The organism is Burkholderia sp. Cy-637 (genome assembly GCF_011753175.1).
GTDB lineage: Bacteria > Pseudomonadota > Gammaproteobacteria > Burkholderiales > Burkholderiaceae > Burkholderia > Burkholderia gladioli.
The window spans coordinates 1-12,290 of sequence record NZ_VWWC01000195.1; the positions used below are offsets into that span (position 1 = coordinate 1).

At 71.5% G+C, this 12,290-nt stretch carries 8 protein-coding genes and 2 pseudogenes; all 10 read right to left on the reverse strand.

All coding sequences use genetic code 11. From position 1 onward, the window contains the following. Window positions 1-1,474 (reverse strand): annotated as a pseudogene (locus F3J10_RS30920) (ATP-binding protein); the annotation flags it as partial. Beyond that, window positions 1,461-1,970, reverse strand: a complete 510-nt coding sequence (locus F3J10_RS30925) for an aspartyl/asparaginyl beta-hydroxylase domain-containing protein (protein WP_167243692.1) — start codon at window positions 1,968-1,970, stop codon at window positions 1,461-1,463. The gene F3J10_RS30925 and the pseudogene F3J10_RS30920, both read right to left, overlap by 14 nt. A 29-nt stretch (window positions 1,971-1,999) precedes the next feature. Beyond that, complete coding sequence (locus tag F3J10_RS30930) at window positions 2,000-2,821, reverse strand: hypothetical protein (protein ID WP_167243693.1); 822 nt, start codon at window positions 2,819-2,821, stop codon at window positions 2,000-2,002. Window positions 2,822-2,841: 20 nt separating this feature from the next. Next, a complete protein-coding gene (locus tag F3J10_RS30935) occupies window positions 2,842-3,528 on the reverse strand; it encodes a hypothetical protein (protein ID WP_167243694.1) in 687 nt (228 codons plus the stop codon). A 34-nt stretch (window positions 3,529-3,562) separates the two neighbouring features. Then, entirely contained in the window at window positions 3,563-4,519 is a 957-nt protein-coding gene (locus F3J10_RS30940) for a hypothetical protein (RefSeq protein WP_167243695.1), read from the reverse strand. Window positions 4,520-4,615: 96 nt separating this feature from the next. Further along, window positions 4,616-8,218, reverse strand: coding sequence for a hypothetical protein (locus F3J10_RS30945; protein WP_167243696.1), 3,603 nt, complete (start codon window positions 8,216-8,218; stop codon window positions 4,616-4,618). Between the two features lie 10 nt (window positions 8,219-8,228). Further along, a complete protein-coding gene (locus F3J10_RS30950; protein WP_167243697.1) occupies window positions 8,229-9,083 on the reverse strand; it encodes a hypothetical protein in 855 nt (284 codons plus the stop codon). 43 nt (window positions 9,084-9,126) lie between these two features. Beyond that, the gene (locus F3J10_RS30955; protein ID WP_167243698.1) at window positions 9,127-10,182 is read right to left on the reverse strand and encodes a phage tail protein; all 1,056 of its coding nucleotides are present in this window, start codon (window positions 10,180-10,182) and stop codon (window positions 9,127-9,129) included. Beyond that, window positions 10,179-11,324 carry a hypothetical protein gene (locus F3J10_RS30960; protein ID WP_167233971.1) on the reverse strand — a complete coding sequence of 382 codons (1,146 nt, stop codon included), beginning with the start codon at window positions 11,322-11,324 and terminating at the stop codon, window positions 10,179-10,181. Before F3J10_RS30960 ends, F3J10_RS30955 begins: the two co-directional genes overlap by 4 nt. After that, window positions 11,321-12,290, reverse strand: a pseudogene (locus F3J10_RS30965) (hypothetical protein); the annotation flags it as partial. The pseudogene F3J10_RS30965 and the gene F3J10_RS30960, both read right to left, overlap by 4 nt.

A 12,290-nucleotide genomic window follows, 5' to 3' on the forward strand; every position in this document is an offset into this window, starting at 1 on the left:
TCGCCGCAACCGCCAGCGGCGCGGCGCCGGGCGGCGAGTCGTCCACGCGAGGGTCCGGCCCGTCGATCAGCCGGCGGCTCGCGGCATCCTTCAGCGCCATCACGATCTGCGATTCGGTGAAGGGATACTGGTTGACGAGCTGGGCCAGCACCGCCTCGTCCACCTCGAACGCGAAGGCCGGCAGGTGACGCCGCCAGATTCGCGCGCGCAGGGCCGAGTCGGGCGCGCCGATGCGGATCAGCGCGGGAATCGCACGATGCGCCTGATGGCCGTGCGCGAGATCGGCCAGGCGCCGCGCCGGGCCGTTCAGCACCACCAGCAGGCGCTGGCTGTCGAGCGCGAGCCGCAGCAGCTCGTCGAGCAGGTCGTCGACGCCGTCCTGGCTGCCGGCCAGCCACTGGCAATGGCTCAGCACCAGCACCCGGTTGCAGAGCAGCGCGTCGCGGCACAGCCGCTTCATCTGCGTCGCGAGCGCCGCGCGGCTGCGTTGCCGCTCGGCGTGCGCGCGGACGATCGCCCGCCCGTCGAGCAACGCGCCGTGCATGCCGAGCCGCGCGATGGTGGCCGCCGCGACCTGCGGCAGGCGTTCGAGGTCGGCGCCCTGCAGATGCAGCAGGTAGCTGCCCGGCTCGGCGTCGGCATCTACCACCGCCGCGAAGCGCGCGAGCTGCCGCAAGGGCTCGGCGTCGATCAGCAAGGCGTCGAGCGGCGGCTCGGCGGCCAGGCTCGCGAGCGGTTCGTCGAGCCGCAGTTGCGGCGCCGCGCGCGCCAGCAGGTAGGCGGCGATCGGCGCGCTCAGCCGGTAGCCGCCCGCGAGCGAGCCGAGGCGCGTGCCCGGCGCCAGCTCGACCAGCTCCCATTCGCCCAGCGCGGCGTCACGGCCCAGCCGCTGCAGCAGGCTCTCGGGCGGCATCGAGGCGTCGCCGGCGAGCAGCACGGCGCTGCTCAGAGGCACCTGCGGCACCTGCGTGCCTTCGTGCGCGAGCGTGCCGCCCCTGGCAGCGGCGCCATCCCCGGATCCCGCCAGCGCATGCAGGATCGCCTCGTACCGGCGATCGAGCTCGGGCAGCAGCGCGCAGAGCAGCAGCGCCTCGTCGCGCGCGTCGAGGTGGAACAGCATGCACAGATGCATCCACGGCAGGAAGATCCAGGCACGCACGCTGGCGGCCGCGCGCGCTGCGTGGCGCTGACGGCGCTGCGCGATCGCCGCGTCGAGTTCGGCCAGCTGCCTTGCCAACTGGCCGGACGAGGGCGCCGCGTGACGGGCCCGCCGCGCCAGTTCGTCGAGCCGGTCGGGGGCCGTCCCCTCGGCATCGGCCGCGTCGGGCACCGGTGCCGCGGCACCTTCGCGCGATGCCGTCTCGTCTAGCTGGCGGCGCAGCAGCGCGCGCTCGATCAGGCTGTCGCCGAGCTCGCGCAGGGCATCGAGCAGCGCGAGGTTGTCGGCATAGGGCGCTGCCTCAGCGAGTTGCATGGCGTTCGCTCCCGGCGGGCCGGAGGAAGTCGGCCAGCAGCACGATGCGCGGCGCGTCGCTGCGGTTCCAGGCGGCGTGCTCGACGGTATCGTCGAACACGAAGGCCCGGCCGGGCGTCCAGCGCCGCGTCTCGCCGCCCACCCGCAGCGCGCAGTCGCCCTCGGCGCGCAGGGCCAGGTGCAGCCGCAGCACCGCGCCGCTGTAGCCGACGTGCGGGGCGATCTCGGTGCCCGGCGCGAGCCGCGAGAAGCCGGCGTGGCGCAGCCCCGGCACCGCGCCGAGCAGGGCGGCGGTGCCGGGGCAGAACACGCAGTTCTCGAGGATCGGCCGTCCTTCCAGATGCAGCCCGTAGACGTCCCAGCCGCGGTTGTAGAGCGCGCGCTCGGGCCAGGCGTCGAATTCGTCGGGCAGCAGCGCGTCGCATTCGTCGCGCACGACCTGCCAGTCGCGTTCGAGGGCCGCGAGGAACGGAAATGCCGTCGAGGGCTGGAACATGGCTGCCTCCGCTGGGTTCGAGGGATGCGTCACCAGAACAGGCGCCAGGCGCCGTCGAGCCAGGCGCCGTGACCCTGCAGCGTGATCCGGTATTGGCCCGGCCGCACCGGGAAGCCGCGCGCCTGGTGATAGCGCGTGCCCGAATGCAGGAACAGCGTGCCCGGCCGATAGGCCAGCTCGCGCGTCGGGCCGCGGCGCAGGCGCGCCTGCTGCGCCGCGCGATCGTCGAGGCAGGTGGCCTCGTGGCCGAAGTCCCACAGGCGCATGCCGGCGCCGCCTTCGGGCAGCGCCAGCGGCAGCGTGAACGAGAGCGTGGCGAGCGGCGTCGCGTCGCCGGCCTGGCGCGCCTGCGCGTCGAGACCGAGCGCGAGATGCGCGGTGTCGACATGGATCGGATTGCCGGGGAAGGCCTCGCCGTCGCGTTGCCGGAACCAGTCGCCATGCAGCACGTCGTGCTCCTCGCGCGCGGCGAAGGCCGGATCGGCGCCGAAGATATGGAAGCCGGGCAGCGCGGTGGCGGGCTGCGTGTCGGCCAGCCAGGCCACCGGCCGGCCGAGCCGCTCGCGCAGCGCGGCCGCCACGGCCGCGTAGAGCGGGCCGAACTCGGCCAGCAGGAACGGGTTGTAGCGCGCGGCCAGCCGCGCGTAAGGCCGCGCCGGGTTGGCGGTGATGTCGTAGTAGTTGGTGGCGCCCAGCGTGTGGAAGGGCAGGCGCGCGTGCCGCGCGATCCAGAACCCTTCCACGTCGAGCAGGCGCTCGACCAGTTCGGCGGCGGCGGCCGCGTCGAGCAGCGGGTGCTCGAACTCGGCATCGTCCCCCCTTGCCGGGCCCGGGTGGTTCGGATCGCTCATCGCCGCCTCCTCATGATGCGCTACCAGTACAGGACGAAGCGCCCGTCGTCGCGCCGGATCCCGTGCCCCTGCAGCGTGATGCGCTCGACCGTGCCGTTGCACGCGAGCACCGCCTGGTGGGTCACGAGCCCGTCGTGGACGATCAGCATGCCGTCGCGATACGGGAAGAATTCGGGCTGCCCGGCTTCGTCGGCCCATTGGTTCAGGCCGCTGCCGGGCGGCGTCGACAGCGACAGCGTGAAGCTGACGAGGTCGCCCGCCGCCGGCCGCGACGCCGGATAGACGTCCTGGAACTGCAGGTCGCGGTGCACCTTGGCCACCGGCTCGCCGAACACCGGGTTCGGCAGGTAGATGTGGAAACCGGGCAGGGCGGCATCCTCGGCCAGCATGGTCGGCGCGGCGAGGCTTTCGGCCAGCGCGGCGGCCACGCTATCGAGCAGCGGCTGGAACTTCCCGGCCAGCAGCGCGTTGCTGTCGCGGCGCGCGAGCGCGTCGCGATAGAGGCCGGTGCCGCTGCCCGGGCTGTCGAGGTAGGCCGCCAGGCCGAGCGTGTAGAACGGCACCAGCGGGTGGCGCTGGCGCCAGTGGCGGCGCGCCAGCATCACCCGCATCACCCAGTCCTCGCAGGCGGGCGCGTCGAGCAGCGCGAGATGGCGCGGCGCGAGCGGCGAATCGAGGGACGGGGCGAGGGCGGGGCTACCGTTCATGGCTGCGGTTTCCTTGCGGTTCAGGCGCGCCCGATCAGGGCTGGCCCTGCGAGCCGTCGCCGACGATGCGCGTCAGCGCGCGGGTCAGCAGGCGCCGTTCGCTGTGGCTCAGCGTCTGGCCGAGCGCGGCCTGCAGGTTGTCGAGGAACAGGTCGACGTTGCGCTTGATCAGCACCAGATCGTGACGATTGGCATCGTTGTCGTTGATCCGCACCAGCGCGCGCACGCCGTCGGCGAACAGGGCCCGCTGCTCGCTCGTGTAGCCGCGGCCGGTCAGTTCGGCGAACGCGGCGATCACGGCGTGCAGATCGGCGTCCGCCACGCGATTATCGGCAGCTTCGCCCGGCGGCGTGGCCGAACACACGATCCGGCGTAGCGCGGATGCGAACTGACGGCGCTGGATCTCGCCGCTGGCCGGGTTGACGGTGTCGCCCAGCACCTGGATCAGGTCGTCGACGCGGCCGTCGATGGCGCGCTGGGTGGAGGCCAGCATCGAGGCGCGCAGCACGCCCGAGTGCAGGTCGGCGCGCAGCCGCGCGAGCGCGTCGGCCATCGCGCTGGCCGAGCCCGCGCCGCCCGCGCCGCCGCCCGCGCCGCCGTGCTCGATCGGGATCCAGTAGAACTCGACCTGCGGCGCCTGCACCATGTCCGGCAGGGCGGTCAGCCGGACCGTCCAGGTCTCGCCGGCGCGCACCGGCAGCGTGAACGAGCCGGGCACCGGCACGTAGACGTTCTGCGGCCCCTTTTTCGATTGCTGGGCCGGCAGGTGGTAGGCGAGGCCGGTCGCGTAGGCGAAGCTGGTGATCGCGCCGCCGGCGGTGGTGACGCCCTCGAAGGTGCCGAAGTAGTTGGTGCCGGCGGCCGGCTGGCCGACCGTGGCCATCACGAAGCCGTCGGTCTCGGCGATCTGGCTGAACTCGCCTTGCGGGTCGAGGTTGCCCTGGTTGTAGGCGCTGCGTGTTCCAAACGTGGTAGCTGCGGGAGTCGACATCGTAATCTCCGGGTTGGCTGGCTCGAATGGCCCGGCGCATCGCCTCGGCGGGCGCCGTCAAGGGTCGGAAAGCGGGCGGCGTGCGGCCGCCCGCGCTCACACACGATCGGCGCCCGACCCGTCGCCGACCAGGCGCACCAGCGCACGCGTGAGCATGCGCAGTTGTCCGTTGTCGAATTGCGTGTTCAGGACCTTCTGCACGTTCTCCAGGAACAGGCCGATGTTCTGGCGGATCAGTTGCAGGTCGCCGCGGTTGCCGGCGGTGTCGTTGATCCGCACCAGCGCGGCCACGCCGTCGGCCAGCAGGTTGCGCTCACCGCCCGTGAAGCTGCGCGCCAGGGCCTGCTCGAAGGCGTCGATCAGGGTGTCGACATGCTCCTGGAAGGCGTCGGAGGTGGAGCGCACGGGCGCCGTGTCGGGCGCGCAGACGATCTTCGCGAGCTCGTCGGTGAAGCGCTGCCGCGCCTGCGCGTCGGGGCTCATGTGGGTGGCGTCGCCGAACACCTGCGTGAGGTCGCCCATGCGCTGCTGGATCGCCTGTCGCGAGACCTCGCCCATGCCGCCGACGCGGCCTTCGCGCAGGTCCTGCAGCGAGCGCTCGAGCTGCGCGGCCATGCCGCCGCCGGGCGGCACCGCGGCCGCCTCCACGGTGTTCGAGCCGGCGCTGCCCGAGCCGAGCGGCACCCAGTAGAACTCGACGCCGGGCTGGCCGCCGATCGCCGTGATCCAGCTCAGCTGGACCCGCCAGGTCTCGCCCTTGCGCACCGGCATCGTGAACGAGCCGGGCGCCGGGATGTAGATGTCCTGCGCGCTTTTCTTGCCGGTGCTCTGGCTGATCTGGTAGGCCAGCGCGGTCGCATAGGTGAAGCCGGTCTGGTTGCCGCCGGTGTCGAAGGTGTAGCCGGACAGCACGCCGGCCATGTTCGAGGTCCAGGTCGGCGAGCCGATGGTGGCCATCACGAAGCCGTCGGTCAGCGCGACATCCTCGAATTTGGCCTCGGTGCCGCTGCCCTTCAGGTCGTTCTGGCTGTAGCCGCGGCGGCCGCCGACCAGGGCGACGCTGCCGTTGGCGGCAACCTGCAGCGGGCCGGCCTGCAGGGTGTCGGCCACCAGGCCCTGGCCCTGCACGGTCGCCTGGCTGGTGATGTTGCCGCTGGCCGTCACGCTGTCGGCCGCCAGCGCGGTGACGGTGACGGCCGACCCGCCGACCGTCAGGGTCGGCTTGGCGCCGGACGGCGCGGCTTCCCCCGCATGGAACAGGACGCGCTTGTCGGCGCCCAGCACCTCGGCGCTGACCGTCGCGGTCAGTGTCTTCACCGTCAGGTCGTCCGCGTCGATGCTGCCGGTGGTGAAGTTCACGTCGCCGTCCACTTGCAGCGCATAACGGCTCTGCACCTGGCCGAGCGGCACGTTGATCGCCACCGTGTTGTGCTGGTCGGCGCTGTTGGCGTCGCTGATCTCGTTGGTCACCACCAGCATGGCGGGCGGCTTGGCGCCGTCCGGGTTCGGGTCCACGCCGAAGTGCGCGAGCAGCGAGGGCGTGATCTGGTAGACCGAGGTGATCGCGAACAACTGCGCGTCGGGCTGGATCGGGGTGCCGTCGGGCAGGATCATGGTCAACTGCGTGTCGGAGTCCACCGACTTCACGCGCATCTTCTCGGGCAGGGCGCTGGTGCTGTCGATGCGGATCGTCGCGTCGGCCGGCAGCTTGGTGAAATCGGTGCCGGTGCCCGTCACCGTGGTGCCGCTGCTGCTGATGGTGCCCGGCGACGGGTCCTCGGCATCGCCGAGGTAGTACTTGCTGTCTTTCAGGTCGAGGGCGAACGCCGTGTCGATGCTCAGTTCGGTTGCCGTGTCGACCTTCTTCACGCTGCGCGTCTGCGCCACCGAGGTGCTCGGCTGGAAGCTGTCGATCACCAGCCTGCCGCCCACCTGGCACTTGCTCGTGAAGCTGGTGCCGGCGCCCTTGACGGTGCGCCCCTCGCTGCTGATGGTGCCGGCCGCCGATTGCGGCGCGCTGCCGTCGGCCGCGCCGTATTGATAGGCCGAGTTGGTGAGGATCAGCGGGAACTGCTGCTGCAGCACCAGCTCGGTGTCGCTGACGATCTCGCTGATCACGCCCTTGAGCTGCACGATCGAGCCGATCGAGATCAGGTCGCCCACCGACACCTGCTGCGTGAAGGTGCTCTGGTAGCCCTGGATCACGCTGTTGCTCAGCGAGGTGATGTTGCCGTTGCCGACCACCGACTGCCCGCCGCCCACCGACAGCGAGCCGGCCGGCGTGCTGTTGCGGATCCCGACATTGCCCTCGTTGTAGTAGAGGTTGCTGGTGGGCGTGCCGATGGTCTCGCGGGTCCAGTAGCTCAAGGTCTGCAGCCCCTCGAGCTGCGAGCCGTTGCCGACGAAGCTCTGCGCCTGCACCACGCCCTGCGCGACCAGCGACTGGGTGGCGATCGAGGCGGCCGAGATCTGGCCGCCGACGTCGAGCGCGCAGATCGGATCGCGATCGTTCAGGCCGATGCCGACCTGGCCGCTCGGCACGATGCTCAGCGCATGGCGCCCGGGCGTGCCGTCGCCGGACTTGACCGAGGCCTGCGGGCCCAGGCCGACCGAGCCGTCGATGCCCACTTCCAGCAGGCTGGCATTCGCGTCGAGACCGAAGCGCGCCAGCAGCGCGCGCTGGTAGGTGTAGCCGATCGAGGCGAGCGGCGGGTCGAAGGCCAGGTCGACCGTCACCATCTGCTTGTCGGGCTCGGCCTTGACGATGGTGCGCTGCTGGGCCAGGCCGAAGCGCATCGAGCCGTCGGGCAGCAGGGTGACGGGCGGGGCCGAGCGCAGCACGTCGCCGGGCTGGAAGAACGGCGAGACCGGCGCCGAGAACGACACCAGTTGGCCGTCCGAGCTGATCGCGCCGGGCCCGTCGAAGGCGAGCGGCAGGATCTCGAGGTTGGCATGGGGCTGGCTGGTGCCGATGCCGAGGTTGTCGAGCGTGTTGAGCACGCCGTCGAACTGGGTGCGCGAGGCCGCGATCTCGAGCGTGACCTGCTGCGCGGCGGCGTCGAGCCTGGCGAGCAGGCGCGGGTAGATGGTCGCGTCGTTCGGGTCGAGCGCGGCGGGCTGCGAGCTCGACACCGGATTGCCGCTGAGCCCGGCGCCCTCGGCGATCAGGGTCAGGCCGCCGAGCGTGGAGCTGACGTAGCGGCGCGCGGCGGTGCTGGCCCGGTAGTTGATCGCGTTGATGGTGCCCAGGCTCGAGAAGCTGACCACCGCCAGCACGATGTTGAGCCCCGGCTCCTTGAGGTTGAGCACCGGCTGGATCAGCGGCTGCGAGACGATGCGCTTGTAGCCCGCCACGCCGGACGGCTGCACCGTGTAGTCGGCATAGGCCTCGGCATAGCTGATGGTCAGGTAGTAGCTGGCGCCGGGCTGGATGTCGGTGAAGCGCACCACCTGCTGCGCGCCGAGGATGATCTGCCGGCCCAGGCTGTCGATCGCCATGCCGGGCAGCACGTCCACCTGGTCGTGCACCTGGGCGGAATCCCAGTGCACCTCCAGCCCCGAGGCGATGCCGTAGGTGTAGAGGCTGCTGTTGTTGATGCTCTGCACCGCCATGTGGTACTGCTGCTCGCAGATGAAATCGTCGGTCAGCAGCGCTTCGCCGGCGAAGTAGTTGGGACGCTCGATGGGAGGCGTGCTCATCGCGGCTCCCTCAGCCCGCGCGGGCCGGCGCGGCCGGCAGCGCGAACCAGGCGATCTGCACGCTCGGCGTGGTGTTGCTGCGCGTGAGGATGGCCGTGAGCGTCATCTGGAACGACGAGGTGCCGATCGCGGTGACGTTGACGGCATAGGGCACCTCGCCCAGCACGTTGGTGTTGACGGCGGTGGGCGGCACGCTGAAGGCCTGCGAGCCGTCGGGCAGGTAGTTGACGCTCACCGCCACCTTGTCGCCCGGCGCGGACAGCGTGCGCGTGTCGACCGTCTGCGCGCCGTGGCGCAGGCCGTCCAGGTTGGGTGGCGGCGTCACGGCGAGCATCGCGTCCTGCTGGTTGGTCCCCAGCGTGACGGGCAGCCGGCTGCTCACGCCGCTGCGCGCGTCCGCGATCTTGTCGATGGTGGTGGTGCCGGCCACCAGCGTGACCTCGGCGAGCTTGATGGCGTTGTCGGGCGCGTTGGTGCTGCTGGCGTTCTTCAGCACGGCCGCCTCGTTGGCGTAGTCGGGATTGTTCTTGTCGATCGCGGTGGACGCGTCGGGATAGCAGAGGTAGACGGCGTAGCTGTCGCCGAAGTCCCGGGTGGCGGCCAGCACGTTGCCGGTGTCGCCGGGGAACACCAGGAAGTTGCCGTTCGCGTCGAAGCCCGCGCCCGGATCCACCTTGACGGTATTGCCCTGCTGCGTCGGCAGCAGCCCGGACAGCACGCCCGGGGTGTAGAGGTAGCGGTTCTGCAGCCGGATCCAGTTCGAGAAATAGTTCTGCTCGATCGCCATGCTGGAGGCGGTCAGGAACATGCCGTCGGTGTAGTTCAGGCAGGTGGCGACGTCCGAGGGGATCTTGTCGGTGCTCATGAAAGGGGTCTCGTGTGATGGGGGCCCGGGCGCGGCCGGATCGTCATGGATGGGCCTTGTCGCCGCCGCTGCCGAGCAGCGTGTTGACGCCGAGCGTCGCGCAGCTTGCCGCCTGGTTCCTCGCGGGCGGCTTGTCGAGCAGGTGCAGGGTCGGCACGATGCCGATCCGGAAGCGCGTCGCGGCGGGCCGGATCCGCTCCAGCAACTGGCCGAGCTGCCGCACCAGTTGCTGGATCTGCGCCACGTTGCCGGCGGTCAGCAGGAAATCGGGCTGCGCGTAGTTCGGCAGCGTGATCAGCACGTCGAACACCCAGGGCGCGTAGCCCGACACCACCGGCCAGGGCGGGCTGTCGTTCTCCCGCAGGACGAACACGTCGCGGCTGGCGGGGTCGTCCTCCACGGTGATGCAGGCGGCCGGCGCGCCGAGCGCGGGCGCCGGGTTCGAGATGCCGACCGTGATGTTGCCGGGCGGCGTCTTGTGGGTTTCGCTCGGATCGGGCGGGTTCTCGCCGTCGACCGAGCCCAGCGAGACGCCGACGATCTGCATCGGCAGGTCGAGCAGCAGGTTGACCAGCAGCGAGAGGCCCTGCGGGGTGCCGCGCATGCGGTACAGCGCGAGGCTCTGCGCGATCACGTTGCGCTTCTTGTCGAGGCTCCAGTTGCCGTCGGGGATCAGGTCGACCCAGCCGCCCAGCCAGTCCAGGAAGCCGCCGAGCCAGGCCTCGATGGCGGCCTCGGGCGGCGGCCGGCTGCCCTGGCCGGCGAACTTCAGGGCCGGGTCGGGCGGCGTGGGCACGCCGATATAGCGGTCCAGGTCGGCGAGGATCTGCTGTTCCTGGGCGGTCGTCGCGCCCGAGATCGGCGGCATGAACTGCGTGTCCGACGGCGGGAACAGGAAGGACAGGCGCGGGTAGAACAGGTTGCCGATCACCTGCGCCGCCAGCAGCTCCTGGATGCCGCGCCGGCCGTCGAGCGCGCCGTCGTCGATGCCGGTCAGCAGCTTCTCGAAGATCTTCAGGTAGTCGCCGACGAAGGGCGCCGCGGCGTCCTGGTAGATCGCCGGCAGGTAGCGCAGGTAGGCCGAGGGCAGGCTGCTCATCCGTTCGCTCCGGTGGCGGTGATGTCGAGGCAGCGCAACTGCGGCAGCCCCGCGTAGCGCTGCGCCGAGCGGCCCGGCGGCAGCGCGGCCAGCAGCGTGTTGGCGCCGAGCTGGGCCATCTCGCCGAGCACGATGGTCGGCAGGTAGGTGTAGACGAAGCTGTCGATGGCTTCCACGCCCGGCACGCCGAGCACCAGGTGGCGCAGGTCGTCGGCGGTGGGCGCCTGGCCGTAGCGCCAGCCGCCCGCCGGGCCGCCGGTGGGCAGCAGGTAGTCGTAGAGCAGCGAGACCAGCGCGTCGAGGATCGGCGAGAGCTTCGCGCCCGCCACGCAGCGGATCGCGAGCGTCAGGTCGATCGAGGTGAATTGCGCGGCCTGCACCAGCAGCGTGCTGCCGGCCAGCACGCGCGGGGCGAGGTAGCCGTTGACGTTGTAGAGCAGGGTGCTGGTCTGGTCCTGCCGGTCCTGCTGGTTTTGCGGCGCGAGCAGCAGCAGGCGGCGCGCGATGGTGGTGGAGCCCGGGTATTCGCCCGTGTTCGGCCAGGGCGGGTACTGGTAGCCGAGCGGCGCGTTGCCGAGCAGGTAGAGCTGGATCGCCTGGTCGTGCGTGAGCGCGTAGGCGGCCACCAGCAGCAGCATCGGCGCCAGCGGCGGATTGGCCTTGGCGCGCTGCGCGTTCTGCGCGGCGATCACCGGGTTGGCCTGCATCGCGAGCGTGCGCGCGTCGTCCAGCGTCAGCGCCATGTAGGGCTGCTGGCGGTAGAGCAGCACCTCGCGCTGCAAGGCCGCGCGCGAGGTGGGCTGGCCCGTCTCCAGGCGCGCGAGCACGGCGCGCAGCGCGAGGAAGTCGGCGTCGTGCTGCTTGTCGGCCAGCGCGGCATAGGGCGGATCGCTCGGCGTGGGCGTGCCCGAGTACAGGCCGAGCACCCAGCGCAGGAAGTTCTCGTCGGTGACGAGCGGGATCCGGTCGGCCTGGTAGAGCAGCGATTCGCCGATCCAGGTCAGCAATTGCAGCAGGGTGATGCCCGGGTCGCTGTCGTTGTAGTCGGTCCACTGGTCGGTGTATTGCGGGATCCGCCGCACCAGCTCGGTGAGCAACTGCGCGTAGGTCTGCGTGTCGAGTTGCGGCAGCTCGAAGCTCATCGCGCGGCTCCGCTGCCGCCCGTGGCGGCGGTGACCAGCACCGTCATGGCGCCGGCGATCGGCAACTGGTCGGGGGCGAGCGCCACGTCGCCGTTGGCGCGGCCGTTCAGGCTCAGCGCCTGCACCGCCGTCACGCCCGGCAACTGGCGCAGGAAGCGGTTCACCACCATGGCCCGCACCGGCTCGCCGAAGGCCCAGCCCTGCCCGGCCGGGCCGCCGAACACCGGCTGCAGGAAGGCCGCGAGCTGCGCGGCGAGCGTCAGCTGCAGCGCGTTGCGCTGGTCGGGCGCGCAGTTCGCGGTGACCTGCGCGAGCACCGCGACCGCCACGAAGGACGGCGCGACGAAATCGATGCGCGGCGCGAGCGTGGCCAGCACCTGCGCACGCACCGCGGCGGCGACCGTCTCGATGGTCTGCGGCGTGGTGTAGGGCACCGGGTCGAGCGAGCGGGCCAGCAGCGGGATGCGGATCCGCTGCTCCGGCGTCTCGATCGCGCGCGCCAGCGCGACCTGCTGGCTGGCCTGCGCGGCCAGCGCGGCCAGGTCGTCGAGGTCGACCGCGCAGCCGTCGGCCTTGACCAGGGCCGGGCCGCTCGCCGCGATGTCGTCGGCGCCGTCGCCGTCCACGCCGCCGCGCGCGGCCGACGGATTGGTCACCGCGTCGATGCCGCTGATGCCGGGGCGCAGCAGGCTCAGGGTATTGACGCCGACGTTGCCGTGCAGGCCCTGGGTGGTGTCGTAGCGGGCGGCCACCACGTTGTTGTAGCCGGCCGGCGGGATCATGCCGTTGTAGCCGTCGCCGAAGCTCACCAGCCCGTTCTGGCAGTCGAGCGTGTAGACGCGGTCGCTCGGCCCGCACAGCGCGAAGTTGTCGACCCGGGTCCAGATCCGGCCGATCGTGTCCGGGCTGGCGTCGCCGGCCGCGCTGGTGCCGCCGCCGCGCGTGCCGCCGGCGCGTTCACCGTAG

Bases quoted from the DNA above. Each gene is read 5' to 3' on its own strand.
- F3J10_RS30955 (WP_167243698.1), bottom strand. From the start codon at position 10,182: ATGAGCAGCCTGCCCTCGGCCTACCTGCGCTACCTGCCGGCGATCTAC.
- F3J10_RS30940 (WP_167243695.1), bottom strand. From the start codon at position 4,519: ATGTCGACTCCCGCAGCTACCACGTTTGGAACACGCAGCGCCTACAAC.
- F3J10_RS30950 (WP_167243697.1), bottom strand. From the start codon at position 9,083: ATGAGCACCGACAAGATCCCCTCGGACGTCGCCACCTGCCTGAACTAC.
- F3J10_RS30935 (WP_167243694.1), bottom strand. From the start codon at position 3,528: ATGAACGGTAGCCCCGCCCTCGCCCCGTCCCTCGATTCGCCGCTCGCG.
- F3J10_RS30960 (WP_167233971.1), bottom strand. From the start codon at position 11,324: ATGAGCTTCGAGCTGCCGCAACTCGACACGCAGACCTACGCGCAGTTG.
- F3J10_RS30945 (WP_167243696.1), bottom strand. From the start codon at position 8,218: ATGAGCACGCCTCCCATCGAGCGTCCCAACTACTTCGCCGGCGAAGCG.
- F3J10_RS30925 (WP_167243692.1), bottom strand. From the start codon at position 1,970: ATGTTCCAGCCCTCGACGGCATTTCCGTTCCTCGCGGCCCTCGAACGC.
- F3J10_RS30930 (WP_167243693.1), bottom strand. From the start codon at position 2,821: ATGAGCGATCCGAACCACCCGGGCCCGGCAAGGGGGGACGATGCCGAG.